We start from the raw sequence: 26,462 nt of genomic DNA on the forward strand, positions 1-26,462 counted from the left end.
GTCGTGACGGAAGGCCGCTTTTAGGGTACGCAGGCAAGCATGAGCCGCCGCATCAAGAGAATGAATCCAAAGCCCCGTTCGCGTGACGAGCGCGAGGACTCACGTCCGCATCAGGCGCGCGGCGCGAAGAAGGCCGGGCCGCGGCCGGGCGGTAAGCCCGGCAGCAAGCCGCCGCGCTTTGCCGGAGAGCGTCCCGAGCGGCGTGGCCCCGAGCGTGCCGAGCGGCGTCCGCCAAAAGCTGCGCCGGAAAGGCCTGCGCCCGAAAAGCCCGTCGAGGCGCTGCTGCCGACCAAGGTGCAGACCGTCACCGTGACGGCTGACGAGAACAACATGCGCGTCGATCGTTTCCTCGAAGCGCGCTTTCCCGGCCTGTCGTTCTCCCACATCCAGCGCGTCGTCCGCAAAGGCGAGCTGCGCGTCGACGGCAAGCGCGTCGACAGCAAGGACCGCCTGGAGGAGGGCCAGAGCGTCCGCATTCCGCCGCTGAAGCTCGACGCGCCGAAGGTCGTCGGCGAGCTCTCCGAGGCCGCGCAGAAGACGCTCAAGGCGCTGAAGGAGATGACGATCTATGAGGACGACGACGTCCTTGTCCTGAACAAGCCCGCCGGCCTTGCCGTGCAGGGCGGCTCGGGCATGACGCGGCACATCGACCAGATGCTGGAGGTGATGCGCGATTCGAAGGGCCAGAAGCCGCGCCTCGTGCACCGCATCGACCGCGAGACGTCGGGCTGCCTCCTGATCGCCAAGACGCGCTTTGCCGCCTCGCATCTGACCGGCGCGTTTCGCTCGCGGTCGGCACGAAAGGTCTACTGGGCGCTGGTGCCGGGCCTGCCGAAGCCGAAGCAGGGCCGCATCTCGACCTTCCTCGCCAAGGAGGAGGGTGAGGACGACACCATCATGCGCATCGCCCAGCATGGCGATGAGGGCGCCAGCCACGCCGTGACGTATTACGCGGTGGTTGAGACCGCCGGCAACAAGCTGACCTGGGTGTCGCTGAAGCCGGTGACGGGACGCACCCATCAGCTGCGCGCCCATATGGAGCATATCGGCCACCCCATCGTCGGCGATCCCAAATATTTCAACATCGAGAACTGGCAGCTGCCGGGCGGCCTGCAAAACCGGCTGCATCTCTTGGCACGCCGTATCGTCATCCCGCATCCGCGCGGCGGCGTGATCGACGCCACCGCGCCGCTGCCGCCGCACATGCAGCAGTCGTGGAATCTGCTCGGGCTGGATGCGAGCCGGTTCGATCCGATCGAGAACGCGCCGGAGGAGTAGGGGCGCTCTCCGGTGTCGTCGCCCGGCTTGACCGGGCGACCCAGTATTCCAGAGACAGTCATTGTTGAATCGAGACGCCGCGGCGTACTGGATGCCCCGCCTTCGCGGGGCATGACGGCGGGGCTCAATTCCGAAACTGCTCCAGAAACATCCGCAAGCTGTCATGCGGGCTTTCGACATCCGTGATCAGCCAGCCCTCGGGACCGTTGACCAGGATGAAGTTCAGCGTCACCGGCCGGCCGCGATTGTCGAAATTCGCCGCGACATAGGTCTTGTCGTATTGCCTGCGGATGATAGCGATCGCGACCGGACCGAGCTTCCAGCTTTGGCTCTGCACCAGGAAGTCATAGGGCTCCGCCCGCGGCGCGCTCCAGGCCTTGCGCAGGGGAGGATCGAAGAACTGCCGGGCAGTGGCGGCATCGCGCGGCAGGCCTTTGGACAGCTCCGGCGCGCCCTGGCCGTAATGGGCATAGACGTTGCGGACCAGCGATTCCGGGGTGCGAAAGCCGGCCTCCGCCGCGGCCAGCCAAAGCGCGGCGAACAGGGCCACGATGCCCGCAAGTTCCCTCATGCCTGCCGCTCGCTTTATCGGCTGCAAGTACTGGCCTAAACGCTTATCTTAAAAGCCTAGCATCCAGCGACCGGGACCGAAAACTCACATGCGCGAATTGTTCGAAGAAGCAGCAAGCCAGCCCCCGCCGGATCCGCGGGACTCGGCGCGTGCCTCCGCGCGCACGCCGTTGCGCAAGCGCTTCTACAAGGAGACCGGCGTCACCGAGGCCGAGGGCGGTTTTGCCATCACGCTCGACGGCAAGCCGATCCGCACGCCGTCCGGCCGCCAGGTGGTGATCCCCTCGCGATCGCTGGCCGATGCCGTGGCCGGCGAATGGGCGGCCCAGGGCGAGGCGATCGATCCCGTGACCATGCCGCTGACCCGGATCGCCAACAGCGTGGTCGAGGGCGTCGTCGACCGCGTCGAGCTCGTCAGCGACGACCTCGCAAAATACTTCGAGTCCGATTTGCTGTTCTATCGCGCCGGCCACCCGGAAGGGCTGGTCGCCCGCGAGGCCGCGCATTGGGATCCCGTGCTGTTCTGGGCCTCGGAAACGCTGGGCGCGCATTTCATCCTGTCCGAGGGCATCATGCATGTGAAGCAGCCGGACGAGGCGCTGAAGGCGGCCCGCGATGCGCTGCCAAGCGATCCCTGGTCGGTCGCAGCCCTCCATGTGGTGACGACCCTGACCGGCTCAGCGCTGCTGGCGCTGGCGCTGGCCCATGGCGCGCGCGATGCCGGCCAGGTCTGGGCCGCTGCCCATGTCGACGAGGACTGGAATATCGATCAGTGGGGCGTGGACGAGGAGGCGGCCGCCCGCCGCGCTACCCGCCTCAGGGATTTCGAGGCCGCCGTGGCGGTTCTGACCGCCTTGAAGCGGCCAGCGGCCACAGGTCCTTAACGAGAGGTTTACGACGGGGCCCTAGGGTGGGAGGCGCATTCCCTGGGCCCCAAAATGCCGACACCGATAAGCTCGATCGTACCGGTCAGTGCCGCCAGCCCTGTGGCTGATGCGGCGACGCCCGATCTCGTGCTTCAGGCCGGTAGCGTCGTCGACGCCAAAGTCGTCAGCGTGCTCGCCGACAATCTGGTGCGGATCGCGATCGCCAACCTTTCGATGGACGTGATGTCCGAGGTGTCGCTGACACCGGGGCAAAACCTCCAGCTCGCGGTGTCGCAGAACGACGGCACCATCCGTCTTGCCGTCATGAACGGGGCAGGCGAGGCGAGCGCCGATCAGATCACGCTGACGCCGGCTGCGGCCTCGCGGGTGGACAGCCCGTCGCTGGCGCCGTCCACGACCGCGGCACGCAATACGCTCACGCCGTTGGAGCAGGTCGCCGTCACCGCCGCTTCGGCCGAAGCGGTCACAAAACAGGGCAGCCAGGCGCCGCTGTTCGCCAATCTCGCCTCCGTCGTCACCGGCAGCGATCTGCCTGTCGGCCTGAAGCAGGCGGTGCTCGACGTGCTGGCGCAGCAGACGCCGCTCAACACCGCCCTCGACGGCGGCGATATCGAATCCGCGTTCCAGAAGTCCGGGCTGTTTCTCGAAGCTTCGCTCGCCGCTGGTACAACGCCGTCGTCAGGCAATGTGCCGGACCTGAAGGCCGCGCTGCTGGTGTTGCGCCAGACGCTGGCGACGCTCGAGAGCGCCGCGCCGCAGGCGCAGGGCGGAACGATCCCGACGAACGCCGCGGCGACACCGCGGGTCGCCGCAGCGCCGGCACCGGCGGCAGGCGAGACGCCGCAGGCCACATTGCTGGTGGCCGAGCCTGAGATCGCGCAGCCGCAGCAGATGCCGCGCGGCGCCAGTCTTGCGGCGGCGGTCCTGACTGACATAGCCCCCGGCGCGTCGCAGGCGGCGATGCCGCGCATCATGTCGGCCGGCCTCGCCGCGAGCCTGCTGCAAGAGGCCGCGCAGAATCTGCCGCGCCTGACCGGCAATGTGCCGGGCTCGAACAAGGCCGTGCCCGACGGCCGCACCTTCGAGGCCGCGGGGCGCACGACGCCGCCGCCGTTCCGCGGTGCGCTGCCGGCAGCGCAGGCGGTCGCTTCGCCGTCGCTCGCGCCTGACACGCCGCTTTCCGCAACAGTGCATCGCCTGCTCGACGACACCGATGCCGCGATCGCGCGGCAGACATTGCTGCAGGTCGCTTCGCTTCCCGACCGCACCGATGCATCCGGCCATCGCATCGACCCGACCGTGCCGCAGTGGAATTTCGAGATCCCGTTTGCGACGCCGCAGGGCACCGCGATGGCGCAGTTCGAGATCTCGCGCGACGGCGGCAATGAGTCCGCCGATCCCGCCAAGCGCGCCTGGCGCGCGCGCTTCACGCTCAACGTCGAGCCGGCCGGTCCCGTGCACGCGCTGATCACGCTGAACGGCGACAAGACCTTCGTGCGGATGTGGGCGGAGCGGCCGGCGACCGCGCAGCAGCTCCGCGCCGGCGTCAGTGAGCTCAACCAGGCCTTGATGCGGGCCGAGCTCAAGCCCGGCGACATCCTGGTCCGCGACGGCACGCCGCCGCAGCCCGCACCGGCCCGCGCCGGCCATTTCCTGGATCGCGCCACATGAGCGATCCATCCAAGCTCGCAATCGCGCTGCATTACGAGAAGGGCTCTGGCGCGCCCGTCGTCGTTGCCAAGGGCAAGGGCACGATCGGCGAAAAGATCGTCGAGATCGCGAAAGCCAACGACATCCCGATCGAGGAGAACGAAATCCTCGCGGGCGCGCTCTCCAAGGTCGAGCTCGGCGAGGAGATCCCGCCCGACCTCTACAAGGCCGTCGCCGAAGTGCTGGTGTTCGTGCTGCGGCTGTCGGGGCGGGGGCGCTAGGAACAACCTGTCATCGTTTCACCACGTAGCGGCGGCATGGTCGCGCCTGTCTTCATTGCTTAACGGATACCGCCCTTGCTCTCCCGCCGTTCCACCCTCGGCCTTCTCGCCGCAGCCGCGATCCTGCCGCAGCGCGCATTCGCTCATGTCGCGCCACCGCGCAACGAGATCCGCGACAGCCTGGCAAAACGCTTCACCGATCTCGGCACGTCAGGCACCTTCGTCGGCTACAAGGTCGAGGACTATCTGATCGTCGCCAGCGACAAGGAACGTTCGGGCGAGGGGAAGTTGCCGGCCTCGACCTTCAAGATTCCGAACTCGCTGATCGCGCTCGAGACCGGCGTTGTCGCCGATCCGGACAAGGACGTCTTCCCGTGGGACGGCGTGAAGCGGCCGATCGAGGCCTGGAACAAGGACCACACGCTGCGCAGCGCGATCGCGGTGAGTGCGGTGCCGGTCTATCAGGAAATCGCGCGCCGGATCGGGCAGGAGCGGATGCAGAAATATGTCGACGAGTTCGACTACGGTAATCGCGACATCGGCGGCGGCATCGACCAGTTCTGGCTCACCGGCAATTTGCGCATCGATCCGATCGAGCAGATCGATTTCGTCGACCGGCTGCGCCGCCGCGCGCTGCCGATCTCAAAGCGCAGCCAGGATCTCGTCGCCGACATCCTGCCGGTGACGAAGGTCGGCGACAGCGTCATCCGCGCCAAGTCGGGCCTCCTGGGCGCCGAGCGCGGCGAGCCGTCGCTGGGCTGGATGGTCGGCTGGGCCGAAAAGGGCGACGCGCACACGGTGTTCGCGCTCAACATCGATTGCAAGGAGCTGCGCCACATCGAGGCCCGCATGAGCCTGACGCAAGCCTGCCTTGCCGAGATCGGCGCGATCTAGCGCTGTCGCGCCGGCGCCGCTCGACTAGCATCCTTTCGGCCAAGAAAGAAAACCGGGAGGATAACAATGAACTCAACGCCACTCTGGCTGTCGTCGCTCACGCTGGCCGCGGCCGGCGGCTGGCTCGCTGCCACGACGTTTACCGCACCCGCCACCAGCAAGGAGCCGCGCTTTCCGCAGCTCACCATGGACCAGCTCGACCCCAAGCAGAAGCCGCTCGGCGAGCAGATCATGAAGGTGTCGAGCGTCGGCATCGGCGGGCCCTACAATCCGATGATCCGCAGCCCCGTGCTTGGCCAGCGCCTGTTCGACCTGTTCTACTATCTGCGCTGGGAGACCTCGGTCCCGACCAAGCTCAACGAGTTCGCGATCCTGATCATCGGACGGCAATGGCGCTCGCAGGTGGAATGGTTCGCGCACGCGCCGCTCGCCGCGAAGGCGGGTTTGTCGCCCGACATCATCGCGGAGCTGAAGGCCAACAAGCGGCCGTCGAAGATGGCCGAGGACGAGGCTGTGGTCTACGACTTCGTCACCGAGATCACCACGACCAAGAAGGTCACCGACGAGACCTATGCGCGGGCGAAGAAGATCTTTAGCGATCAGCAGATCGTCGACCTCACCGCGGTCTCAGGCAATTACGTGATGGTGGCGATGCTGCTGGCGATGGCGGAGGAAACGGTGCCGCCGGACAAGCAGGAGCCGTTCAGGCCGGGTGAGCCGTAAGAGGCGCGAGAACCCGCGACAAAATTGCGATGCCGTAGGGTGGGCAAAGGCGCATCGCGCCGTGCCCACCATCTCTCTATGTGCTACCGCGATTGGTGGGCACGCTCCGCTTTGCCCACCCTACGGCATCGGTGCAAGCCGAGCTGCTTCCGCACCTAACCCAGCTTGAACAGCGCCTGCAAAACCGTGTTGACGCCGAGTAGGCCGCTGTCCCGGGTATGACGGCTCCAAATGTTTCAGGCCTTGTCGGTCTTCTTCGCCGTCAGCGCCTGGTCGATGGCAAAGCCGCCGATCTCGCTCATCGCCTGCGAGATCACGTCGCCGCGCCTGGCAAAGCCGCTGGAGAGATAGTCGAACTGGGTCCGCGCCAGCCGCAGCACCTCGATCGGCACCGAGACGACGGTGTCGTTGAAACTGTCGACCGAGGCGCGCAAGCTCTCCAGCTCGGCAGTGAGCTTGCGGATGTGGCTCTCCGCATCCTGCATCAGGCCGAGCAGCTTGACGCGCTCGGCATTGAAGGCGGTGCGCTCGGCGGCAGCCGCCGCGGTCACCTCGACAAGCTGCGCGCGCATCGCCTCGATCTGGCCGACCATGGAGTCGGAGGCGAGCTCGGCGGCCTCGCGCAGCTCGACATGGCGCGTGTTCTCTTCTTGCGTCTCGTGATAGAGCCGCTCGGCCGACATCGCCCGCTGCGCCAGCGACTCGATCAGCGCGGCCGCACGCAGCAGCATGGCGCCGTTCCGGCCCGACACCATGCTGGCCATGCGCCGCAGGAAATCGACGGTTTCGGACGATGAGTTCGGCGGCAGTGGGACGACCGTCGCGGACATGGGGGATGCCAGGGCGTAATGACCGCCGCCGTACCGACTGGGCTCACGCAACATTCGGCGCCTGATCGAGGACCCGAGCAAGCCTGAATCGGCCGGCCCGGTCAACCGGCGAGGCCCGCCAAATTTGGGGTCAGGCGTCCTTCTGCCGGCCGATCCGCCCTAAATGGGTGAAGCCGAACCCGGCCGAATATTTCAGGCCATAGCCGAGCGCCCGGTCGATGCCGATATGGGCGAGCCAGATCAAGGCGATGGAGAGGGTGAGGGGCGAGGCGAAGCCGAAGCCCAGCGTCATCAGCGTCACCGGCGCCATGTAGCTGTGGGCGGCGTTATAGACCATCGCGCCGAATTTGGCGTCGGCGAGGTAGGCCAGGAAGCTCAGGTCAGGCACGAAGAAGAGCAGGGCGAACACGAGCCAGGAGCCGCCCCAGGCCGCGTACAGCATCACCATGCCAACGAACAGGGTCAGGCCTTCCAGGCGGAGCAGGATGTTGACGCCACCTGTCGCAGCCCCGGTCTCGGCAGCTTGTTCGTCCATCGTCGCCTCCCAGGCAAAACTCTGTAATTCCTTGCGCTTTCACGCTGTGGCAGGGCAGCCCTGCGGCGCCGAAAGCCGCTTCCCGCTCCGCAAAATGCCGTGTTAGAACCCCCGGCAAGCGTGGCTTAGTTAAGAACTGGCGGGAGCAAATGAAACATATCCTGGACGCCCTTGAAGATCGTCGTGCCGGCGCAAAGCTCGGCGGCGGGGAGAAGCGCATCGAGGCGCAGCACGCCCGCGGCAAGCTGACCGCACGCGAGCGCATCGAGCTGTTGCTCGACAAGGGATCGTTCGAGGAGTTCGACATGTTCGTCGAGCACCGCTCCACAGAGTTCGGCATGGAGAAGACCAAGGTGCCCGGCGACGGCGTCGTCACCGGCTGGGGCACCGTCAACGGCCGCAAGACGTTTGTCTTCGCCAAGGACTTCACGGTGTTCGGCGGCTCGCTGTCCGAGACCCACGCACTGAAAATCACGAAGCTCCAGGACATGGCGATGAAGGCGCGTTCGCCCATCATCGGCCTCTACGACGCGGGCGGCGCCCGCATCCAGGAAGGCGTCGCCGCGCTCGCCGGCTATTCCTACGTGTTCCGCCGCAACGTGCTCGCCTCCGGCGTGATCCCGCAGATCTCCGTCATCATGGGCCCCTGCGCCGGCGGCGACGTCTATTCGCCTGCCATGACCGACTTCATCTTCATGGTGAAGAACACCAGCTACATGTTCGTCACCGGCCCCGACGTGGTGAAAACAGTGACCAACGAGGTCGTCACCGCCGAAGAGCTCGGCGGCGCCTCGGTGCACGCGACGCGCTCCTCGATCGCCGACGGTGCGTTCGAGAACGACGTCGAGACGCTCTTGCAGATGCGGCGCCTGATCGACTTCCTGCCGTCCAACAACACCGACGGCGTGCCGGAATGGCCGAGCTTCGATTCCATTGAGCGCCTCGACGATTCCCTGGACACGCTGATCCCCGACAATCCGAACAAGCCCTACGACATGAAGGAGCTGATCCTGAAGGTCGTGGACGAGGGCGACTTCTTCGAGATCGCGGATGCCTTCGCCAAGAACATCGTCACCGGCTTTGGCCGCATCGCCGGCCGTACCGTCGGCTTCGTCGCCAACCAGCCCATGGTGCTGGCCGGCGTGCTCGACAGCGATGCCTCGCGGAAAGCGGCGCGCTTCGTCCGCTTCTGCGATGCCTTCAACATCCCGATCGTCACCTTCGTCGACGTGCCGGGCTTCCTGCCGGGCACCGCGCAGGAATATGGCGGCCTGATCAAGCACGGCGCAAAGCTGCTGTTCGCCTATTCGCAGTGCACCGTGCCGCTGGTGACGATCATCACCCGCAAGGCCTATGGCGGCGCCTTCGACGTCATGGCCTCCAAGGAAATCGGCGCCGACATGAACTACGCCTGGCCGACCGCCCAGATCGCGGTGATGGGCGCCAAGGGCGCCGTCGAGATCATCTTCCGCAGCGACATCGGCGACCCCGACAAGATCGCGGCGCGAACGAAGGAATACGAAGATCGCTTCCTGTCGCCCTTCATCGCGGCCGAGCGCGGCTACATCGACGACGTCATCATGCCGCACTCGACGCGGAAACGGATCGCAAGGGCGCTGGCGATGCTGAAGGACAAGAAGGTGGAAGCGCCGGCCAAGAAGCACGACAATTTGCCGTTGTGAGGTGGACGTAGCCCGGATGGAGCGTAGCGAAATCCGGGTTCTCGTTCAGCAGTTGCTGTACGCGCTTCGCTCATGCGGGCTACCAGGTTCGTTTCTGATCCGGCATCCTTGATCAAAACCCAATGACCGAAGACGATCCGACCGACGAAATCTCCGACATCGAAGACCGGATCGAGCGGCTAGCCGAGATCGCCGAGCGATGCCGGAAGTATATCCTGGCCTCCAAGATCGCCATCGGCAGCGGTGCTGCGCTGCTGCTGATCACGATCCTCGGGCTGTTCGGGACTGGCCAAACCGCCGCGCTCGGATCGATCGCGCTGGTGTTGGGCGGGATCGTGTCGCTCGGCTCGAACATCAGCACGTTGCGGCAGACGGACGAGGCGATCAGTGCCGCGGAGGCGCGGCGCGCGGCGCTGATTGGAACGATCGATCTGCGCCTGGTCGCCGATGCACCGCTGAAGCTGATGTGACGCACCGCGTCACGCTGCAGGGCGCAGCGTCAGCACCATCAATTCCGCGCGGCATTCGGCGGCGAAGGTTTGCAGCCGCTCCACGGTTTCCTGGTCGAGGATGGTCTTCGCCAGGCGTTCGGCGCGGGCAACCTGCTCTTTGAGATAGTCGATGCGGGCCATGTGTCACCTCTGGCAGGAATAATTTGAAGCAAATTGCTTCGTTCCGGCGGTGGTGGGGACATGGATAACAACGGGTTAATGGTGCGCTGAATGTCTCGCGCGCAACGCATCACCGCAGCGAGGACGTCAGCAGCCAAACGCCCGCGGCCACACATGCAATGCCAGCAGCGCGCGCGATCCATCGTCCGGCCGGCGTCAGCTTCTCCAATAGAACGAGCAGCGCCAACAGCGCGATCCAGAGCACGTTCATCACGCCGCCGATGAACAGGAGTGCCATCAAGAGCCAGCAGCAGCCGACACAATAGCTTCCGTGCCGAAGTCCCAGCAGCAGGCAGCCTCGCGGCGTGTCACGAAAGCCGCCGTGGCGCATCAGGAACAGGAACGGCGACTGGCATTGGACGAGGCAGACGTCCTTGAATGGCGTCCATTGATAGATCCCGGCTGCGATCAGCACGATTGCGCCGACGAGGTTGCTGGCGAGCGTCATCCGGGAGTCGAGAAGGGCTGCGCGATCGATCCCCCATTGCAGAAGGGTTGCGACAAGTGAAAAGCCGGTCCAGGCGAGGAGATAACCGGCCGCAAACCAGCCCGTCGCCGCGAACGGCTTGGCCTGTGCCTTCGCTCGCCGGCCGACGCTGGCGTACATGAGGATCATGGGTGCGGCCGAGGGCGCCATCATTCCGACCATCATCACCGCCCACATCAGGAACACGTAGGCGAACTCGATCGTTCGCCACGGCTCGCCGGCGGGCAACATGATTCCGATCCCGGCCGGAATCATGCGGAAGCCGGTCATGTCCATGCCGCCCATGTCCATGTCGTTGGCGAGCCAAAGCACATAGGCCCATGCCAGCGCGACGATGATCAGAATCGCGCCGCCGACGATCCAGCGATCGCGGCGCAGCACGGTTTCGAGAGCGCTGTCGGTCATTTGTGATGCGTGTTGCCGGCCTTCCCGCAGACCGTCACATCAGGAGTGGCATCAAGCCTGGTTCGACCACTGGATCGGCGCATAGAGGCCGTTCCTGCCGGAATTGTCCCAGCGCATGCCATGATCGCTGTATGTATTGCCGGCGGCGCCGACCGCCATCACCATCCTGTCGGGGCTGACGGGGTGGCCGATGTTGGCCCACATTTCGCCGCTCGGGTGCATGGTCGGCAACGGATCGACCGACATGTGCAGAATGCCCGGGATTTCCGCAGACCGCGTCTTGCCGTCGATCCGGAATGAGATCGGGACCTTCTTCACGCCGAGGTTCTTGCTGATCAGCGGTACGAACGCGGCCATGGGACCACCGGCCGCGCCGCTGAAGATCGCGGCCAGCGCCTCGGTCTGCTGATCGTCGGCGCTCTGATCGACATAGGTGGCCTGCGACCAGTCCCCGTCAGCCATGACTCCGGGCGCATGGAGAATGACCAGGACGTTCAGTCCATCGAGTGCGACATCGCCGTAACGGCCGGTCTCGATGTGGAAGATCAGCGGCACGTTGCAGAAGCCCTCGGTCGGTCGCGCGGTCAGCGGGGCACCCGCGGACACGAGGCACGGGCACACAATGCTGCAACTGCAATTTTCGAAATAGTCACCGGAAAGCTGCCACGAGACCTGAGATGAGACCTGGTCCACCATCGCTCCCTCCCGCTAGGCCGAACCCGACAGATCACTTTCGAACGAGCTACCTGTGGTGGAAGGCTACGCCGCGTGCGCGGGAACCGCAAGGCAATGCGCCAATGAAGTTGGTGTGAAGCGGCGAGGCGTAGAGGTGCGCAGAGCATGATCCGGAAAAGTGCGTAGCGGTTTTCCGAAAAGATCGTGCTCAAACAATAACCTAAAGCGCGATGGTGATTCATCTTCATGCCATCGCGCTTTAGGGTGGGTTAGCGCCAGCGTAACCCACCACGTCTCCATTCGTTCGGGCAGACCCAGGTGGGTTACGGCTTCGCTTCACCCATCCTGAGAGCTACGAGCTGTTCCGTTCTATCGTCGCGCCGCATCGGCCGCGGCAAAATGCGCCAGCTGGTCGGCGTGGGCTTTGGCGAACGCCGGGCGAGCCGTGGCGCGCGCGACGTAGTCGCGGCAGGCCGGGTGCTCCGACAAGCCGCCGAACTTATCGACGACGCGCAGCACGTCCGACATCAGGATGTCGGCGACGGAAAAGGACCCCGCCAGCCATTCGCGCGTCGCAAGCACCGTCTCCATGTGCTTGAGGCGGAGTTTCAGGAAGTCGTCGACGAACTTCACGGCAGGCGAGCCATCGAAACTGCCGGTGAACTTGAACATCGTCCAGGGCAGGGCCGGCATCTCCACCGAATTGAGCGCGGCGAACACCCACTCCATCGCTTCGTTACGGCCGCGGGGATCGGTCGGCATCAGTTCGGGGTTGCGCTGACCCAGATGCAGCAGGATCGCGCCGCTCTCGAAGATCGAGAGGTCGCCGTCGGTCAGCCACGGCACCTGGCCGAACGGCTGATGCGCGAAGTGCGCGGCATCGCGCGGGTTGAACGGCACGCTCGCGACGCGGTAGGGCAGGGCTGCTTCTTCCAGCGCCCAGCGTACACGAAGGTCGCGCACGAAGCCGCGGGGCATCTCGGGAACCCAGTCGAAGGTGGTGAGGATGAGATTGGGCATGTGGGGGCTCCGTGTTGTCTGGGCATAGGACGGATGAGGAGCGGACGTTCCGACAGCGGGGACAGAAAAAAAGGCGATCTCGTAGGATGGGTAGAGCGAAGCGAAACCCATCAACGCTATTCCCGCGGGTGGAATGATGGGTTTCGCTGCGCTCTACCCATCCTACGGGCCGGTGCTCATGGCCCAAGCTTCGCCAGCTTGCCTTGCTTCGCGGCCTCCACCGCGCGTTCGGCATCCTCCGGCAGCAAAATCCGCTCCGCCACCTGCCGCGCTGCCTCGCGCTTCACCGCGGCGACATACGCGCCGTCGTCGGCATAGCGCTCCGCAATCGACAGCCTGGGATCATGCACTTCCTTCCGCGCGGCTTCCGTCGGCGCGAACGGCACCACCGCGCCTTGCAATGGATAGAGCGCTGTCGGCCCAAACCCCTGCGCGCGCGGATTCCATGCCGTGTAGGTCGCACGCGGGACGGCGAGAGCGAGCTGGCGGATGCCTGCGATGGCCATGCCGTCATCATCCGCCTTCGGCACGAACACGGGATAGCGGCTGATCTCCTTCGGCGGCAGCACGCTCTGGTCGGAGAAGGCGGCGAGCGTGTGGATGCCGGCATAGGGCAGGCCGGGGATATCGGTGGGCACGGCGCCTTGCGCCGGCACGAGCGTGCCGTGGGCGCGCATAGGGACGCGGCTTGCCGGCGGCCTGACGCCGTCGCTGATCCAGGCATTGAGGTCGGTGAGCAGCGCGCGCATCGGCATGCCCGCATGAACAGGGTTCTGCGGCAGCGACATCGCCGGCACGCCCTTCTTCATCACGTCGGCGGCTTCCGCAAAATGCGGCGTGCCCGAGATCATGTAGGCGCGGACATTGTCGGGAAGATCGAGATGGTTGCCGGCGAGATCGGTGACCAGGAGCGAAGCGTGCGAGGCCCACCATTCGTGCTCGCTGTCGGTCTGCATCACCTTCGGGCAGGTCGCCGAGAGCGAGCAGCGGCGGAGCAGGCCGTCGGTCTTGCCCGAATAGGGATCGCTGAGGCTCGCATAGGTGAACGGGAAGAGATCGGCCTGCCAGGCCGGGTCCTGGAGATGGCGCGGGTTGCGGCCGGGCTGGCCGAAGCGGACATTGGTCGCCATCCGCCGCGTGCCCGCGACATGCGGCATCAATCCGTCGAACACGGTGCGGCCCGATAGGTCCTCGTTGAAGCCGAGATAGAGGAAGTCGCGCAGGAAGCGGCCGGATTGCGAGACGCCGAAGCCGATCGCGCGGCTCACCGATGGATGCAAACCATTGAGCAGCGGGTTGGCCTGCGTCTCGTCATGGCGGAGGAAGCTGACGACGTCGCGCACCGCGGCATAGCCCATGCCGAGCGGCACCGGATCGCGCGCGGTGTAGGTGATCTCGTAGAGCGCGCCGGCATCAAAGCCATCAGGGCGCGTGATCTCCACCGCAGTGGGATCGACGAGTTTTGCCGAAAGGCCTGATGGCGTCTGCCGCGCATCGGCCCAGGCGGCGCGCACGGTGACGTGGAGGTTGGCGGCCTCAGCCGCCGGCCAGGTCAGCGTGGCACGCGCGGGATTGGTCGTGTTGTCGAGGACGAATTCTTCGCGCGCGGGACCACTGATGTTCTTGATCACCGGTGCGGCCAGCGCCATCTGGCCGGGCTTGGAGGGAATGTCGCCCTGCCAGCCGACCCAGACCATCGTAAAACCTTGGCGATGCAGGAAGCCGATGCCGGCATCCTCGGCCTTGTCGGCATTGTTGGCGCCGGGCTGGGCGGAATCGTCGAACAGTTGGGGCGCCAGCTTGCGGCCGCGATTGGGCACCTCCAGCAGCAGCGTGCCGTTGCCATGCGTGGGATCGCTGGGCCTGAGGATCACGACGTCGGCGGTGGCCTCGACCTTGCCGTCGGCATTGCGCGGCGCGAGCGCAAGGTCGGTGATGACGGCATTGCGATCGTCGGCCGGGTTGAGCGCGAAGGTCGCGCGCGCGGTGATGCGTTCATAGGTGCCGACATTGCCAAAGCTGCGCCCGTCAAAGGCGGGCACGCGTTCCAGAACATCGAAGCGAACGATTTCGGCGACTGATACCGCCGGCCACAGGCAGGTGATCGCAACGAGACCCGAGATGATCCTGCGCATGGCCGTTCCTTCCCTTAGGTAGGCGCAGCGTAAAATCCGCCGCGCGGGCTTTTTGTTGCCGCCACTATAACCGTCTATGCTGAGGCCAAACAACAGGAGGAAACCCGATGCCCGCTGCCTACTTCGTCGTCCGCGCCATCGTCGCCGATGCCGACAAGCGCGCCGCCTTCGACCGGTGGTACGAGACCGAGCATGTGCCCGACGCGGTGAAGGCGTTCGGCGTGAGCAAAGCCTGGCGGTTCTGGAGCCTGGACGATCCCTCGCTGCACCAGGCCATGTATCAGTTCGACGACGAAGCAGCGCTCGCGGCGATGCTGAAGGGCGATGCTCTGAAGCAGCTCGTCGCCGATTTCAAGCGGGACTGGCCCGATGTGAAGCGCTCGCGCGAGACGCTGGTGCTGGCGCAGGAGTTTGTGAAGTAGGTCTGCAAATCCTGTCACGTTCGCAACGAACCTGAATGCGCGATTCAGCTCTGGTTCATGTCGTGATCGCGACACTTCCTCTGCATCACTTGCGCGAAAGACCAGAGGATATGTCATGGAGCGTCGGAACTTTTTGAAACTTGCATTGGGTGTGACGGCGGGCGCCGCTGCCTTCGCAGCGACCGCGCAGGCCGCGCCATTGTCGCCGCAGCCGGTTGGCCCGGCGCGCATGCCGGAAGGCAATCCCGACGCCCATCCCGCCGTCACCACCAGCGATGAAGCCGCGCAGCTCAAGCCCGAGCAGGTTCGCTGGGGCCATGGTCATGGCCATTGGCATCACCGCCATTGGGGCTGGCGTCACCGCCACTGGGGCTGGCGCCGCCGACACTGGCGTCGTCATCATTGGTAAGCTTCGCGCAAGCCAGGCCTTGAACGGGGATCGCGGTTCGCGGTCCCCGTTTTGATTCGACGCCGGGGTGAGATGATGGGTTGAAGGGCCTTCAAAAACAAAGTGGCCGCGCAGGCTGTCCTGCGCGGCCACTTCGCAGTGCGAAAAGACGAGATCAGATCGGACGGCAGCGGCCACCCCACCAGCGGAAGCCATAGGGGCAAACGCGCGGGCGCACCACGACGACGGGTGCGGGCGCCGGCACGACGACGACCGGCCCACGTGCGGCCATCGGACGGCAGCCGCCATAGGGGCCGCGATACCAGCCGGGGCCGCAGCCGCCAGCAGCGCTGGCCGCCTCGCTGAAACCAACAACCGCGCTGGCGAGCATGACGGCGGCGAAGAGATATTTCATTTGGTCTTCCTTCTCGTCCTTGGGGCAGGGCTTTGGGGGGGCGAATCTTCAGGGCTTGGCGCTTGCGGCGCACAATGAATCAAAAGACACGATTCGACACGTTAAATCGGGGAAGCAACGTGCATCGCGATGCAAACCTGCCAATCATGACCTGAATGCGGCATGAACGTTCCCTGCATGCTGCTTGAGGCGACACTCATCTGTCGCTAAGCGCGATGAGATCTGGATGAATCGTCATCGCGCTTTAGGTTGTTGTTTACGCATGATCTTTCCGGAAAACCGCTTCGCACTTTTCCGGATCATGCTTTAGCGGCCGAGAAAGCCCAACACCAGCTCCCTGTACTTCTCGGGCGCCTCCAGGAAGACGAGATGGCCGGTGTCCGGGATCACCTCGGCCCGCGCATTCGGCATCTTCGTGGCGAGCTGCTTGGCGAGCTCGGCGTTCTGCCCCATCTTGGCGCGCAACGCCTCGGGCGCGAGTGGCCGGCCCGGCGCGTTGTGGTCGTCGGCGCCCATGATGAACAGCGTCGGCGCGGTGATGAGCGGGATCTCGTGCGCCACCGGCTCGCGATAGATCATCTGGCCGGACGAGACGAAGGCGCGCAGCCAGCGCGGATAATCGGGGCTGCCCTTGATGTTGAAGCGGGCGTCGATGAACGGCGTGATCGCGTCCGGCGGCAGCTTGATCGCGTAGTTGGTCTGGAGCTGCTTGCGGTAGCCGTCGGCGGTGAGCTTGTCCTCGGTCTCGATGATCTTCTCGGTCGGCGTCGGCGGCACGTAGAGGCGGTAGTCCTCGAGCCCGATCGGCGCGGTCAGCACCAGATGGGCGACGCGGTCCGGATAGGCGCGGGCGATGCGCACGCCGAGCATGCCGCCGAGCGAATGGGCGACGACATCTGCCTTGTCGATCTTGAGATGATCGAGCAGCGCGATCGTGTTGCGCGCCAGATTGTCGAAATGCAGCTCGCCCGTCGGCTTGGAGGACTTGCCGAAGCCGATCTGGTCCGGCACCACGACACGATAGCCGGCCTCGCTCAACATCTTGACGACAGGCGCCCAGTAGCTCGACGGGAAATTGCGCCCGTGCAGCAGCACGACGGTGCGGCCATTTGCTTGCGCGGGTGCGACGTCCATATAGGCCATGCTGAGCTGCTCGCCGTCATTGATCACGGGGAGCAGATGCACGGGATAGGGATAGGCAAAGCCTTCGAGCGCGACGCCGTAGGGTTCGCGGGGTGCGGTGTCGGCGGCGTGTGCAGAGGTGAGTGAGGAGGCGAGGAGGGCAGCGGCGAGCGCGGCCGAGAGGAAGCGGATCATTGGGGTCTCGTGTGTTGGCAGCGTCATTCCGGGGCGATGCGTCAGCATCGAACCCGGAATCTCGAGGTTCCGGGTCTGGTCCTTCGGACCATCCCGGAACGACAGTGCGCTTAAAGCGATGGACGGCCGGGTCAAGCCCGGCCATGACGAGAGCCCGCATTCACACGCGAACGTGTGATTTCACGACGGTTGCGTGACTAATCCTTCCCATTCCCGAACAGCGCCGCGAACTGCTTCTCGCCGGTGCGGGTGAAATTCACGACGCGGCTGCCGGGCGTGGGATCGCGCGCGGCCCATTTCAATTCCGCGAACCGCTGCATCATCGCAGCGCCCAGCGTGCCGGCGAGATGGTGGCGCCGCTCGCTCCAGTCGAGGCAGGCCTTGCAGACCGGGCGGCGCGGGTGGCTGAGCATGTCGGCCGAGATCTGCAAATTCTTGGCGAGGAAACGCTCGCCGTCGGCCGTCAGCTCGATGTCCTGCTTCTTCTGCCTGACCAGATTTCGCTCGCGCATGGTGTCGAGCATCTGCACGCCGAGATCGCCGGCAAGGTGATCGTAGCAGATCCGCGCCCGCCGCAGCGCCGGATCCTTCGGACCGGTGCGCACGCGCATATGGCCGGTGCGTGCGGCAAGGCCCGCAAGGCCCTCGAGCACGCCGGCGACGTCGTCGTCGGTGAGACGGTAGTAGCGGTGCCGGCCCTGCTTCTCCGGCTCGACGAGGCCGCCGGCCTCGAGCTTTGCCAGATGCGAGCTCGCAGTCTGCGGCGTGATGCCGGCCTCCTGCGCAAGCTCGCTTGCGGTGAGCGCGCGGCCGTTCATCAGCGCCGTGAGCATGTTGGCGCGGGCGGGATCGCCGACCAGCGAGGCGACCATGGCGATGTCGGGACCTGATTTCATGCTTCGATGGTAGCCGAAGCATTGTGGTCGGGCAAGGGCGTAGCCTCTCACTACGTCGTCATTGCGAGCGAAGCAATCCAGCGCCGTAGGGTGGGCAAAGGAGCGTAGCGGCGTGCCCACCAATCGTCGTTGCGGACAAAGGACGTGGGCGCGCTTCGCTTTGCCCATCCTACGAGACCAGCGCTCGCAATGACGAAGACAAATCAGGAGCCTATCATGTCCGTCACCGTCTTCATCCGCTACCAGCTCGATCCGTTCAAGCGCGCGCAGTTCGAGGAATATTCAAAACGCTGGCTCACCATCATCCCGAAATGCGGCGGCGACCTCATTGGCTATTTCATGCCGCATGAGGGCACCAACAACATCGCCTTCGCGCTGATCACCTTCGAGAGCCTTGCCGCCTACGAGGCCTATCGCGCGAGGCTGCGGCAGGATTCCGAAGGCATGGCGAATTTCCATTTCGCGGAGGAGAACAAATTCATCCTCGCGGAGGAGCGCACGTTCCTGCGCAAGGTGGTAGTGTAGGCCACCAACGCTAAGGAGACGCCCATGATCGCCGTGATTTTCGAGGTCTGGCCCAAGCCGGAACATCGCCAGGACTATTTCGATCTCGCCGCCGATCTGAAGCCGCTCCTGCAAACCATCGACGGCTTCATCTCGGTCGAGCGCTTCGAGAGCCTGACCGAGAAGGGCAAGATCCTCTCGTTGTCGTTCTGGCGCGATGAGGCAGCAGTCCAGGCCTGGCGCAACACGATGGAGCATCGCCGTACCCAGGCCAAGGGCAGGGCGCGGATCTTCGCCGACTATCATTTGCGCATCGCCAGCGTCATCCGCGATTACGGCATGAATGATCGCGAGCAGGCGCCGAAGGACAGCCGCGCGGTGCACGACGCGCACTAGCGCCGGCCGCGACGCATCCCCATGTCTGCGCGGCCAACAAGGGAGAGAAACATGCATGTGACCACCGCCGACAAGCGTGCGACGTTCAGGAAGTTGCACGAAAGCGGCTGCTTCATCCTGCCCAATCCGGTCGATGTCGGCAGCGCGAAAGCCTTGCAGCATCTCGGTTTCAAGGCGATCGCGTCATCGAGCGCGGGCTTTGCCTGGACCATCGGCAAGGCCGACAACCACGTCACCGTCGAGGATGTCTGTCAACATCTGGCAGCATTGAGCTCGGCGGTCGACATTCCCGTGAATGCGGATTTCGAGGGCGGCTTCGCCGTCGAGCCGGACAAGGTCGCCGACAATGTCGAGCGCGGTGTGCGCACCGGCGTCGCGGGCCTCTCGATCGAGGATTCCACCGGCGACAAGGACAAGCCGATCTACGAGCGCGCGCTCGCGGTCGAGCGCATCAAGGCCTCGCGCAAGGCGATCGGCGACAGCGGCACGCTGCTGGTCGGCCGCTGCGAGGCCTATTTGTGGGGCGTGACCGACCTCAAGCTCGTCATCGACCGGCTGACCGCCTATGCGGACGCCGGCGCGGATTGCCTCTACGCGCCGGGCCTGAAGACACGCGAGGACATCGCCGCGGTGGTGAAGGCTGTCGCACCGAAGCCGTTCAACCTCCTGATCGGCGGTCCCGGCCTGTCGCTCAAGGAAGCCGAAGATCTCGGCGTGCGCCGCATCAGCGTCGGCGGCTCGCTCGCCCGCGCCGCCTGGGGCGGCTTCATGCGCGCCGCAAAGGAGATGGCGGAAAAGGGGACTTTTGCAGAGCTCGGCAGCGGCTATTCCGGCGGCGAGCTCAACAAGATGTTCAGCTGAAGGCAAACGAAAGCGGCGGGATGTTGAGTCCCGCCGCTCTCTCATCCTCTCGTGTCATGCTCCGCGAAGGCGGGGCATCCAGTACGCCGAGGCTTCTCGGCTCTATCACAACCGTCTCGTAGTACTGGGTCGCCCGGTCGAGCCGGGCGACGACAGCTATCGTGTTACGTCTTACTTCGCGCCGTCAGACGGAGTCTGCGTATCCGGCGCTGGCTTTGCCGCAGGCGTATCTGCCGGCGCGGCCGGCTTGCTCGGCGCGGCGCCCGTGGTCACGCCCGGCGCGGCGTTGTTGCGCGGCGTCACGTCGCGCATGCCGGGAGGTGCAGCCGGATTGGCGGGCTGCGACTGCTGCGCAGTCTGTGTCGCCGGCGTGTTGCTCGCCTGGTTGCCCGTGGTCGTGTTGTTCAAGCCATAGAACACGGCGCCCAGCACCAGGGCGATCGCCACCGCGAACAGCGCGACCTTGCCGCTGGAGGCGGGGCCTTCGCCAAGCTCGGGATCGGCCTGAAGGTCGGCATCCCGGCGCGCCGCGCGAAGATACTCATCGTCGGCGAGGTTCGGGCGGTACGGATCGTTGGGAAAACGGTCGTCAGCCATCGATTGGTCTCCTCGGTTATGACGCCGGGACAACCCTCAGCTGCGAGATTCCGTTCCGCCTCCTTTATGCTTTCGTCGCATGTTGCCCCGGCTGCGGGAATCGGGAACCTGTTCGCCTGGGGAACCGAAAGCGTGAGTTCCACCAGCGGAGGAAGGGAACAAGATCATGTGGAGCCTGCCGCCGAGCGATAGCGTGCTGCATTTCCTGTCGCTGGTCGCGGTCGCAGCGCAAGGTATGACGGCCGCGCTCGCTGCCGGCCGCCGCAGCATGGACTGGCTGGGCGTCTGCTTCCTTGGCTGCATCACCGCGCTCGGTGGCGGCACGCTGCGCGATCTCTTCCTCGGGCATTATCCGCTGGTCTGGGTGCAGCACCCGATCTATCTCGCGCTCGCCGGCGGCGCCGCCTTCCTCACCATCCTGACCGCCCGCCTCGTGCACCGGCTCAAGGTCGCCTTCATCGTGCTCGATGCCATCGGCCTTGTCGTCTTCACCATGGCCGGTTGCGACGTCGCCTGGCAGATGGATGCCTCGCTGCCGATCGTCATCGTCTCCGGCATGGTAACGGGCTGTGCCGGCGGCATCTTGCGCGACGTGCTGTGCAACGACGTGCCGCTGCTGTTCCGCTCCGAGCTCTATGCCAGCGTCTCGGTGGTGACCGGTCTGTTCTATGCCACCGCCTTCGGCCTCAAGCTCAACGCCGAGCTCTGGACCATCCTGACCTTCGTCCTCGGCATCAGCTTCCGCCTGCTGGCGGTGCGCTACAAATGGGAGATGCCGAAATTCGTCTTCACGGAGGACGAGGGGAGGTAAGCGCTGTCGCGCGCGAATGGCGAATAGATCTGGCCATTCGCCACTCACTACTCCCCATTCGCCCCTCACTTCCTTGCCTTCGCGACCTGCGCCGGCGTCACCAGCGGTGCCGCGTTGCCCCAGGAATTGCGGATGTAGTTCGTCACCGCCGCGATCTCTTCGTTCGACAATTGCTCGGCATAGGCAGGCATCTCGCCGGTATTGGGCGCGCGCGGTGTCGTCACGGTATGGGCGCCGTCGAGGATGAGGCGCAAGGTCGAGGACGGGTTGACCGATTGCAGCAGCGCATTGCCCGGCAGCGGCGGATAGATCCGCGGCGCGCCGGAGCCGTCGGCTTCGTGACAGGCGATGCAGAGCTTTGCGTAGACGGCCTGGCCGGCCTTCATCTCGGCATCCTCAGGCGGCGTCACGATGGTCTCGCGCCGCGACGGCGGCAGGCTCTTCAAATAGACCGCGATCGCCGTCACGTCGGCATCGCTCATCTTCGAGGTCGAGTTGACGACCACCTCGGCCATCAGCCCGTCGGCATGACTCCTGGCGTTACGTCCGCTCTGGAGATACTCGGTGATGTCCTCGACGCTCCATGACTTCAGCCCGGTGCGCACGGCGCCGTCGAGCCGTGGCGCGTACCAGCCGCCGACCTCGTTGCCGGAGAGGACCTGAGCCTGCTTGTCCGCGCCGAAGTAATTCTTCGGCGTATGGCAGGCGCCGCAATGGGCGAGCCCGGTGACGAGATAGCCGCCTCTGTTCCACGCCGCGCTCTGGCTCTGGTCCGGCTCGAACAGGCCAGGCTTGAAATAGAAGGCGTTCCAGACCCGCATCAGGCGGCGATAGCCGAACGGCCAGCGCAGCTCCGGCGGCTTGTTGCGGTTCACCACCGGTGCCAGCGTTCCGAGATAGGCACGGATCGCCAGCGTGTCGTCCTTGGTCATCTTCGTGAAGTAGGGATAGGGGAACGCCGGATAATAGTTCGAGCCGTCAGGCGCGATGCCGGTGCGGAGCGCGCGGGTGAAATCGGCATCCGCCCAGGCGCCGATCCCGGTGTCGCGGTCGGGCGTCAGGTTCGGCGCATAGACCGCGCCGAAGGGCGTGTCGATGCGCTTGCCGCCCGCAAACGGCTTCGCCGGATCGGCGGTGTGGCAGCCCCCGCAGCCGCCGGCCTCGACCAGCGCCTTGCCATAGGCGATCAGCTCCGGCGATGGATCGGCGGCGAAAGCCGCGCTCGCAACTGCACTGCACAACGCGATCACAGCCAGAATCGTCCGCATGCCCGGTCTCTCCTGCGACCAATGGCCCGCATCCCGTAGGATCGGGCATCGATTCATTTCGCGACGACGGGGGTATGGTGACACAAATTGAAAATCCCCGGTGTGCTTCCGGCCACGAAATTGCGATTTTTACCCGGCGCTCCCTTTGGTCCAGATTTGTGATGCGGAGCGTGAAATATCCGACATAGAGTGGCGAAGGTGGTCGGCGCGCCCTAGCTAAAAACAACGGGCAAGCAACGGCTTAAGCGACCTAAAGCAACAAGGGCCTGAACAGGGCGGCAAAACGAGGACAGCATGGGAATCAACCAGGGTCCGATCAGTCTCGACCAAAAATACACCCAGCAAACCGGACATGTCTTCACCACGGGCATCCAGGCCCTGGTCCGCCTTCCCATGGCCCAGATCCGGCGCGACCGCGCTAACGGCCTCAACACAGCGGGCTTCATCTCCGGCTATCGCGGCTCGCCGCTCGGCGGCTACGACCAGCAGCTCTTCGCCGCCCGCAAGCATCTCGAAGAGTACAACATCAAGTTCCAGCCCGGCGTGAACGAGGACCTGGCGGCGACCGCCGTCTGGGGCTCCCAGCAGCTCAACCTCTCGCCCGGCGCCAAGTACGACGGCGTGGTCGGCATCTGGTACGGCAAGGGCCCCGGCGTGGATCGCTGCGGTGACGTGTTCCGCCACGGCAATGCCGCCGGCTCCGCCAAGAACGGCGGCGTGCTGTGCCTGGCCGGCGACGACCACGGCGCAAAGTCTTCTACCGTCCCGCATCAGTCCGACCATGCCTTCATCTCGGCGCTGATGCCGTATCTCTATCCCTCGAGCATCCACGAGATGATCGAGATGGGCCTGCTCGGCATCGCGATGTCGCGCTACTCCGGCTGCTGGGTCGGCATGAAGGTGATCACCGAGACGGTGGAGACCACCGCCGAGATCGATCTCACCGACGAGATGAAGCCCTTCATCATTCCGACCGATTTCGAGCTGCCGCCCGGCGGGCTCAATCTGCGCTGGCCCGATGACCGCTTCGAGCAGGACCGCCGCCTGCAGGACTACAAGGGCTTTGCCGCGATCGCCTTTGCGCGCGCCAACAAGGTCAACCGCATCACCATGGACTCGCCGAACGCCCGCTTCGGCATCATGGCCTCGGGCAAGAGCTACGAGGACGTCCGACAGGCACTGCGCGAGCTGGGGATCACCGAGGAGGTTGCCGCAAAAATCGGCCTTCGCCTCTACAAGATCGGCATGCCCTGGCCGCTGGAGCCGGAAGGCGTGCGCAACTTCGCCGTCGGCCTTGAAGAGATATTCATCGTCGAGGAGCGCCGCGAGATCGTCGAGAACCAGGTCAAGCAGGAGCTGTTCAACTGGCGCGACGACGTGCGCCCGCGCATCGTCGGCAAGATGGACGAGCACGACAAGCGCTTCCTCACTTTCGCCGCCGAGCTCAGCGTCGCCTCGCTTGCGACCTCACTGACCGAACGCCTGCTTCGACTTAATCTCAATCCCGAGATCGCGGAGATGCTCCGCGCCAAGGCCGACTGGTTCAACGGCCGCCAGGCCACCCAGATGCAGGCGGTCGCGCCGGTTTCCCGCACCCCGTATTTCTGCTCCGGCTGCCCCCACAACACATCGACCAAGGTCCCCGAAGGCAGCCGCGCGCTCGCCGGTATCGGCTGCCACTTCATGGCGCTGTGGATGGACCGCTCGACCGAGACCTTCACCCATATGGGCGGCGAGGGCGTGCCGTGGGTCGGCATCGCGCCCTTCACCAACGAGAACCATATCTTCGCCAACCTCGGCGACGGCACCTATTTCCACTCCGGCATTCTCGCGATCCGCCAGGCGGTCGCCTCCAAGGCCAACATCACCTACAAGATCCTCTACAACGACGCCGTCGCCATGACCGGCGGCCAGCGTCACGACGGTGATCTATCGCCCGAGAAGATCATGGCCCAGCTCCACGCCGAGGGCATCCGCGAGATCTATCTCGTCTCGGAAAACCCCGACGCCTATCCCGCCGACACCATCGCGCCCGGCGTGAAGAAATATCACCGCGACGAGCTCCAGAACGTCATGAAGATGTGCCGCGAGTTCAAGGGCACCTCCGCGATCGTCTTCGTGCAAACCTGCGCCGCCGAGAAGCGCCGCCGCCGCAAGCGCGGCCTGATGGAGGATCCGGCGCGCCGCGTCATGATCAATCCGGCGGTCTGCGAGGGCTGCGGCGACTGCTCGGTGCAGTCGAACTGCATTTCGGTCGAGCCGCTGGAGACCGAGTTCGGCCGCAAGCGCGCCATCAACCAGTCGTCCTGCAACAAGGACTATTCCTGCCTGAAAGGCTTCTGCCCGTCCTTCGTGACCATCGACGGCGGGGCACCGCGCCATCGCGCGCCGGCCGAGCTCGCCGATATCGGTGCGCTGCCCGAGCCGGCCTCGCGCCCGACGCTTGAAAAACCCTACAACATCGCGGTCGGCGGTGTCGGCGGCACCGGCGTGCTGACGATCGGCGCGCTGCTTGGCATGGCCGCCCATATCGAGGGCAAGGCCTCGATGATCCTCGACATGTCGGGCCTCGCGCAAAAGGGCGGGGCGGTGCTCAGCCACGTGCGTCTGTCGGACCATCCGGCCGAGGTGACCTGCTCGCGCATCGTCACCGGCACTGCCGATCTCGTGCTCGCCGCCGACGAGGTGGTCGCGGTCGCCAAGGACACGATCTCGCTGTGTGATACCAGCCGCACCCGCGGCATCATCAACAGCCACGTCATTCCCACCGCTGACTTCATCCTCAACCGCGACTTCAATTTCCAAACCCGCAAGCTGACCGGCTTGCTCGAGACGGCGCTGCATAAGGACTCGGCGTTCTTCGACTTCACCAAGCCCGCCGAGCAGCTGCTCGGCGACAGCATCGCCACCAACATGATGATGATGGGCTACGCCTATCAGAAGGGCTTGCTGCCGCTGTCGGCTGAAGCGATCGAGCAGGCGATCGAGGTCAACGGCGTCTCGATCAAGATGAACAAGGAGGCCTTCCGCCTCGGCCGCCTCGCAGTCGCCGATCCCGCGCGCCTTGCCGAGATGCTGAAGGGCACGGACGAGGTGGTCGCGCCGAAGACGCTCGATGCCATGACACTCGACGAAGTCATCGAGCACCGTGCCAAGCATCTGACCGCCTACCAGAACGGCCGCCTTGCCAAACGCTATCGCAAGCTGATCGACCAGGTCCGCGATGCCGCGAAGCAAGGCGATTACGGCGAAGCGCTGCCGCGCGCGGTCGCGGTGAATTACGCCAAGCTGCTGGCCTACAAGGACGAGTACGAAGTCGCGCGCCTGTTCACCGACGGCGCTTTCGAGCAGCAGCTGCGCGACCAGTTCGAGGGCGACTTCAAGTTCAGCTTCAACCTGGCCCCGCCGATCCTGGCATCCGGGATCGATGCGCTCGGTCGTCCCAAGAAGCGCGCCTTCGGCCCGTGGATGCTGAAGGCGTTCCGCGTGCTGGCAAAGTTCAAATTCCTGCGTGGCACCCCGCTCGACATCTTCGGCCGCAGCGCCGACCGCAAGCTCGAGCGCGACCTGATCGCCGGCTACGAGAAGGACGTCGCCACCGTGCTCGGCCTGCTGTCGCCGGTCACGATCGATACAGCGGTTGAACTCTTGTCACTGCCCGACCGCGTCCGCGGCTACGGTCCGGTGAAGGAGAAGGCGGTGGCAGACGCCAAGGCCCGCTATGCCCAGCTCGCCGCGGATCTCGCGAGCCCGCCGCCCGCGCCAAGGCAGATTGCAGCCGAGTAGGGCAGTCCCGTAGGGTGGGCAAAGCAAAGCGTGCCCACGTCTTCGGGATTGATTTCGGCGAGATGGTGGGCACGGCGC

General features: G+C 65.2%; 28 protein-coding genes. 15 read left to right on the plus strand and 13 right to left on the minus strand.

Annotated features, from left to right (window positions below; genetic code table 11):
- Positions 1–39 precede the first annotated feature (39 nt).
- Entirely contained in the window at positions 40–1,278 is a 1,239-nt protein-coding gene (locus BRAGE_RS0110990) for an RluA family pseudouridine synthase (RefSeq protein WP_027564385.1), read from the plus strand.
- A 124-nt stretch (positions 1,279–1,402) separates the two neighbouring features.
- Here the strand turns inward: BRAGE_RS0110990 and BRAGE_RS0110995 are convergent, their stop codons facing one another.
- On the minus strand, positions 1,403–1,849 hold the full coding sequence (locus BRAGE_RS0110995; RefSeq protein ID WP_027564384.1) for a hypothetical protein: 447 nt from the start codon (positions 1,847–1,849) through the stop codon (positions 1,403–1,405).
- Positions 1,850–1,937: 88 nt separating this feature from the next.
- Between BRAGE_RS0110995 and BRAGE_RS0111000 the strand changes: the two genes are divergently transcribed.
- The 5 genes from BRAGE_RS0111000 to BRAGE_RS0111020 all read left to right on the plus strand — a co-directional run bounded on the left by BRAGE_RS0111000 (position 1,938) and on the right by BRAGE_RS0111020 (position 6,283).
- Complete coding sequence (locus BRAGE_RS0111000; RefSeq protein ID WP_027564383.1) at positions 1,938–2,732, plus strand: ATP12 family chaperone protein; 795 nt, start codon at positions 1,938–1,940, stop codon at positions 2,730–2,732.
- 54 nt (positions 2,733–2,786) lie between these two features.
- The gene (locus tag BRAGE_RS0111005) at positions 2,787–4,406 is read left to right on the plus strand and encodes a flagellar hook-length control protein FliK (RefSeq protein WP_027564382.1); all 1,620 of its coding nucleotides are present in this window, start codon (positions 2,787–2,789) and stop codon (positions 4,404–4,406) included.
- A complete protein-coding gene (locus tag BRAGE_RS0111010) occupies positions 4,403–4,666 on the plus strand; it encodes an EscU/YscU/HrcU family type III secretion system export apparatus switch protein (protein WP_011088117.1) in 264 nt (87 codons plus the stop codon). The genes BRAGE_RS0111005 and BRAGE_RS0111010 overlap by 4 nt, the downstream gene beginning before the upstream one ends.
- 75 nt (positions 4,667–4,741) lie before the next feature.
- The gene (gene blaOXA / locus BRAGE_RS0111015) at positions 4,742–5,560 is read left to right on the plus strand and encodes a class D beta-lactamase (RefSeq protein ID WP_035729596.1); all 819 of its coding nucleotides are present in this window, start codon (positions 4,742–4,744) and stop codon (positions 5,558–5,560) included.
- Positions 5,561–5,626: 66 nt separating this feature from the next.
- Positions 5,627–6,283, plus strand: a complete 657-nt coding sequence (locus BRAGE_RS0111020) for a carboxymuconolactone decarboxylase family protein (RefSeq protein WP_027564380.1) — start codon at positions 5,627–5,629, stop codon at positions 6,281–6,283.
- 236 nt (positions 6,284–6,519) lie between these two features.
- Here BRAGE_RS0111020 and BRAGE_RS0111025 read toward each other — a convergent pair whose 3' ends face one another.
- Entirely contained in the window at positions 6,520–7,113 is a 594-nt protein-coding gene (locus BRAGE_RS0111025; protein ID WP_027564379.1) for a hypothetical protein, read from the minus strand.
- A 130-nt stretch (positions 7,114–7,243) separates the two neighbouring features.
- Positions 7,244–7,648 (minus strand): DUF4260 domain-containing protein, encoded by a 405-nt coding sequence (locus tag BRAGE_RS0111030; RefSeq protein WP_027564378.1) that lies wholly within the window; start codon positions 7,646–7,648, stop codon positions 7,244–7,246.
- Positions 7,649–7,797: 149 nt separating this feature from the next.
- On the opposite strand from BRAGE_RS0111030, the gene BRAGE_RS0111035 reads away from it, so the two are divergent.
- Both BRAGE_RS0111035 and BRAGE_RS0111040 read left to right on the plus strand, forming a co-directional pair.
- A complete protein-coding gene (locus BRAGE_RS0111035) occupies positions 7,798–9,330 on the plus strand; it encodes an acyl-CoA carboxylase subunit beta (protein ID WP_027564377.1) in 1,533 nt (510 codons plus the stop codon).
- A gap of 122 nt (positions 9,331–9,452) precedes the next feature.
- Positions 9,453–9,800, plus strand: a complete 348-nt coding sequence (locus BRAGE_RS0111040; RefSeq protein WP_027564376.1) for a hypothetical protein — start codon at positions 9,453–9,455, stop codon at positions 9,798–9,800.
- A gap of 9 nt (positions 9,801–9,809) precedes the next feature.
- Here BRAGE_RS0111040 and BRAGE_RS55790 read toward each other — a convergent pair whose 3' ends face one another.
- From BRAGE_RS55790 to BRAGE_RS0111065, 5 genes are all read right to left on the minus strand, one after another.
- Positions 9,810–9,962, minus strand: a complete 153-nt coding sequence (locus BRAGE_RS55790) for a hypothetical protein (RefSeq protein ID WP_167336495.1) — start codon at positions 9,960–9,962, stop codon at positions 9,810–9,812.
- A 109-nt stretch (positions 9,963–10,071) separates the two neighbouring features.
- Positions 10,072–10,893, minus strand: coding sequence for a DUF2182 domain-containing protein (locus tag BRAGE_RS0111050; RefSeq protein ID WP_027564375.1), 822 nt, complete (start codon positions 10,891–10,893; stop codon positions 10,072–10,074).
- 51 nt (positions 10,894–10,944) lie between these two features.
- Positions 10,945–11,589 carry a DUF1326 domain-containing protein gene (locus BRAGE_RS0111055; protein WP_027564374.1) on the minus strand — a complete coding sequence of 215 codons (645 nt, stop codon included), beginning with the start codon at positions 11,587–11,589 and terminating at the stop codon, positions 10,945–10,947.
- A gap of 348 nt (positions 11,590–11,937) precedes the next feature.
- A complete protein-coding gene (locus tag BRAGE_RS0111060) occupies positions 11,938–12,588 on the minus strand; it encodes a glutathione S-transferase family protein (protein ID WP_027564373.1) in 651 nt (216 codons plus the stop codon).
- 176 nt (positions 12,589–12,764) lie between these two features.
- Positions 12,765–14,723 (minus strand): alpha/beta hydrolase domain-containing protein, encoded by a 1,959-nt coding sequence (locus BRAGE_RS0111065; protein WP_027564372.1) that lies wholly within the window; start codon positions 14,721–14,723, stop codon positions 12,765–12,767.
- 107 nt (positions 14,724–14,830) lie between these two features.
- Here BRAGE_RS0111065 and BRAGE_RS0111070 point away from each other — a divergent pair, with 107 nt between their 5' ends.
- The gene (locus tag BRAGE_RS0111070) at positions 14,831–15,145 is read left to right on the plus strand and encodes a hypothetical protein (RefSeq protein ID WP_027564371.1); all 315 of its coding nucleotides are present in this window, start codon (positions 14,831–14,833) and stop codon (positions 15,143–15,145) included.
- Positions 15,146–15,260: 115 nt separating this feature from the next.
- Positions 15,261–15,554: a twin-arginine translocation signal domain-containing protein gene (locus BRAGE_RS0111075; protein ID WP_027564370.1), complete on the plus strand. Its 294-nt coding sequence runs from the start codon at positions 15,261–15,263 to the stop codon at positions 15,552–15,554.
- 154 nt (positions 15,555–15,708) lie between these two features.
- Here BRAGE_RS0111075 and BRAGE_RS0111080 read toward each other — a convergent pair whose 3' ends face one another.
- The 3 genes from BRAGE_RS0111080 to BRAGE_RS0111090 all read right to left on the minus strand — a co-directional run bounded on the left by BRAGE_RS0111080 (position 15,709) and on the right by BRAGE_RS0111090 (position 18,161).
- Positions 15,709–15,948 carry a GCG_CRPN prefix-to-repeats domain-containing protein gene (locus tag BRAGE_RS0111080; protein WP_027564369.1) on the minus strand — a complete coding sequence of 80 codons (240 nt, stop codon included), beginning with the start codon at positions 15,946–15,948 and terminating at the stop codon, positions 15,709–15,711.
- A gap of 306 nt (positions 15,949–16,254) precedes the next feature.
- A complete protein-coding gene (locus tag BRAGE_RS0111085; protein WP_027564368.1) occupies positions 16,255–17,265 on the minus strand; it encodes an alpha/beta fold hydrolase in 1,011 nt (336 codons plus the stop codon).
- A gap of 197 nt (positions 17,266–17,462) precedes the next feature.
- Positions 17,463–18,161 (minus strand): ArsR/SmtB family transcription factor, encoded by a 699-nt coding sequence (locus tag BRAGE_RS0111090; RefSeq protein WP_027564367.1) that lies wholly within the window; start codon positions 18,159–18,161, stop codon positions 17,463–17,465.
- 216 nt (positions 18,162–18,377) lie between these two features.
- Between BRAGE_RS0111090 and BRAGE_RS0111095 the strand changes: the two genes are divergently transcribed.
- The 3 genes from BRAGE_RS0111095 to BRAGE_RS0111105 are packed head-to-tail and all read left to right on the plus strand — an operon-like array spanning position 18,378 to position 19,922.
- Positions 18,378–18,686, plus strand: coding sequence for an NIPSNAP family protein (locus BRAGE_RS0111095; RefSeq protein ID WP_027564366.1), 309 nt, complete (start codon positions 18,378–18,380; stop codon positions 18,684–18,686).
- A 24-nt stretch (positions 18,687–18,710) separates the two neighbouring features.
- The gene (locus BRAGE_RS0111100; RefSeq protein WP_027564365.1) at positions 18,711–19,061 is read left to right on the plus strand and encodes an antibiotic biosynthesis monooxygenase family protein; all 351 of its coding nucleotides are present in this window, start codon (positions 18,711–18,713) and stop codon (positions 19,059–19,061) included.
- A 51-nt stretch (positions 19,062–19,112) separates the two neighbouring features.
- Positions 19,113–19,922 carry an isocitrate lyase/PEP mutase family protein gene (locus tag BRAGE_RS0111105; RefSeq protein ID WP_027564364.1) on the plus strand — a complete coding sequence of 270 codons (810 nt, stop codon included), beginning with the start codon at positions 19,113–19,115 and terminating at the stop codon, positions 19,920–19,922.
- Positions 19,923–20,093: 171 nt separating this feature from the next.
- Here the strand turns inward: BRAGE_RS0111105 and BRAGE_RS0111110 are convergent, their stop codons facing one another.
- Positions 20,094–20,519 carry a hypothetical protein gene (locus BRAGE_RS0111110; RefSeq protein WP_027564363.1) on the minus strand — a complete coding sequence of 142 codons (426 nt, stop codon included), beginning with the start codon at positions 20,517–20,519 and terminating at the stop codon, positions 20,094–20,096.
- Positions 20,520–20,685: 166 nt separating this feature from the next.
- Between BRAGE_RS0111110 and BRAGE_RS0111115 the strand changes: the two genes are divergently transcribed.
- The gene (locus BRAGE_RS0111115; protein ID WP_027564362.1) at positions 20,686–21,330 is read left to right on the plus strand and encodes a trimeric intracellular cation channel family protein; all 645 of its coding nucleotides are present in this window, start codon (positions 20,686–20,688) and stop codon (positions 21,328–21,330) included.
- 65 nt (positions 21,331–21,395) lie between these two features.
- On the opposite strand, the gene BRAGE_RS0111120 is transcribed toward BRAGE_RS0111115, so the two are convergent.
- Positions 21,396–22,598: a c-type cytochrome gene (locus BRAGE_RS0111120; RefSeq protein WP_027564361.1), complete on the minus strand. Its 1,203-nt coding sequence runs from the start codon at positions 22,596–22,598 to the stop codon at positions 21,396–21,398.
- Positions 22,599–22,892: 294 nt separating this feature from the next.
- Here BRAGE_RS0111120 and BRAGE_RS0111125 point away from each other — a divergent pair, with 294 nt between their 5' ends.
- On the plus strand, positions 22,893–26,384 hold the full coding sequence (locus tag BRAGE_RS0111125; RefSeq protein ID WP_027564360.1) for an indolepyruvate ferredoxin oxidoreductase family protein: 3,492 nt from the start codon (positions 22,893–22,895) through the stop codon (positions 26,382–26,384).
- The last annotated feature ends 78 nt before the right edge of the window (positions 26,385–26,462 follow it).

This window comes from Bradyrhizobium genosp. SA-4 str. CB756, from assembly GCF_000473125.1.
In the GTDB taxonomy this organism is placed as follows: domain Bacteria; phylum Pseudomonadota; class Alphaproteobacteria; order Rhizobiales; family Xanthobacteraceae; genus Bradyrhizobium; species Bradyrhizobium arachidis.

Coding starts and splice junctions, on each gene's coding strand:
- BRAGE_RS0110990 (WP_027564385.1), top strand. CDS start 40: ATGAGCCGCCGCATCAAGAGAATGAATCCAAAGCCCCGTTCGCGTGAC.
- BRAGE_RS0110995 (WP_027564384.1), bottom strand. CDS start 1,849: ATGAGGGAACTTGCGGGCATCGTGGCCCTGTTCGCCGCGCTTTGGCTG.
- BRAGE_RS0111000 (WP_027564383.1), top strand. CDS start 1,938: ATGCGCGAATTGTTCGAAGAAGCAGCAAGCCAGCCCCCGCCGGATCCG.
- BRAGE_RS0111005 (WP_027564382.1), top strand. CDS start 2,787: ATGCCGACACCGATAAGCTCGATCGTACCGGTCAGTGCCGCCAGCCCT.
- BRAGE_RS0111010 (WP_011088117.1), top strand. CDS start 4,403: ATGAGCGATCCATCCAAGCTCGCAATCGCGCTGCATTACGAGAAGGGC.
- BRAGE_RS0111020 (WP_027564380.1), top strand. CDS start 5,627: ATGAACTCAACGCCACTCTGGCTGTCGTCGCTCACGCTGGCCGCGGCC.
- BRAGE_RS0111025 (WP_027564379.1), bottom strand. CDS start 7,113: ATGTCCGCGACGGTCGTCCCACTGCCGCCGAACTCATCGTCCGAAACC.
- BRAGE_RS0111030 (WP_027564378.1), bottom strand. CDS start 7,648: ATGGACGAACAAGCTGCCGAGACCGGGGCTGCGACAGGTGGCGTCAAC.
- BRAGE_RS0111035 (WP_027564377.1), top strand. CDS start 7,798: ATGAAACATATCCTGGACGCCCTTGAAGATCGTCGTGCCGGCGCAAAG.
- BRAGE_RS0111040 (WP_027564376.1), top strand. CDS start 9,453: ATGACCGAAGACGATCCGACCGACGAAATCTCCGACATCGAAGACCGG.
- BRAGE_RS55790 (WP_167336495.1), bottom strand. CDS start 9,962: ATGGCCCGCATCGACTATCTCAAAGAGCAGGTTGCCCGCGCCGAACGC.
- BRAGE_RS0111050 (WP_027564375.1), bottom strand. CDS start 10,893: ATGACCGACAGCGCTCTCGAAACCGTGCTGCGCCGCGATCGCTGGATC.
- BRAGE_RS0111055 (WP_027564374.1), bottom strand. CDS start 11,589: ATGGTGGACCAGGTCTCATCTCAGGTCTCGTGGCAGCTTTCCGGTGAC.
- BRAGE_RS0111060 (WP_027564373.1), bottom strand. CDS start 12,588: ATGCCCAATCTCATCCTCACCACCTTCGACTGGGTTCCCGAGATGCCC.
- BRAGE_RS0111065 (WP_027564372.1), bottom strand. CDS start 14,723: ATGCGCAGGATCATCTCGGGTCTCGTTGCGATCACCTGCCTGTGGCCG.
- BRAGE_RS0111070 (WP_027564371.1), top strand. CDS start 14,831: ATGCCCGCTGCCTACTTCGTCGTCCGCGCCATCGTCGCCGATGCCGAC.
- BRAGE_RS0111075 (WP_027564370.1), top strand. CDS start 15,261: ATGGAGCGTCGGAACTTTTTGAAACTTGCATTGGGTGTGACGGCGGGC.
- BRAGE_RS0111080 (WP_027564369.1), bottom strand. CDS start 15,948: ATGAAATATCTCTTCGCCGCCGTCATGCTCGCCAGCGCGGTTGTTGGT.
- BRAGE_RS0111085 (WP_027564368.1), bottom strand. CDS start 17,265: ATGATCCGCTTCCTCTCGGCCGCGCTCGCCGCTGCCCTCCTCGCCTCC.
- BRAGE_RS0111090 (WP_027564367.1), bottom strand. CDS start 18,161: ATGAAATCAGGTCCCGACATCGCCATGGTCGCCTCGCTGGTCGGCGAT.
- BRAGE_RS0111095 (WP_027564366.1), top strand. CDS start 18,378: ATGTCCGTCACCGTCTTCATCCGCTACCAGCTCGATCCGTTCAAGCGC.
- BRAGE_RS0111100 (WP_027564365.1), top strand. CDS start 18,711: ATGATCGCCGTGATTTTCGAGGTCTGGCCCAAGCCGGAACATCGCCAG.
- BRAGE_RS0111105 (WP_027564364.1), top strand. CDS start 19,113: ATGCATGTGACCACCGCCGACAAGCGTGCGACGTTCAGGAAGTTGCAC.
- BRAGE_RS0111110 (WP_027564363.1), bottom strand. CDS start 20,519: ATGGCTGACGACCGTTTTCCCAACGATCCGTACCGCCCGAACCTCGCC.
- BRAGE_RS0111115 (WP_027564362.1), top strand. CDS start 20,686: ATGTGGAGCCTGCCGCCGAGCGATAGCGTGCTGCATTTCCTGTCGCTG.
- BRAGE_RS0111120 (WP_027564361.1), bottom strand. CDS start 22,598: ATGCGGACGATTCTGGCTGTGATCGCGTTGTGCAGTGCAGTTGCGAGC.
- BRAGE_RS0111125 (WP_027564360.1), top strand. CDS start 22,893: ATGGGAATCAACCAGGGTCCGATCAGTCTCGACCAAAAATACACCCAG.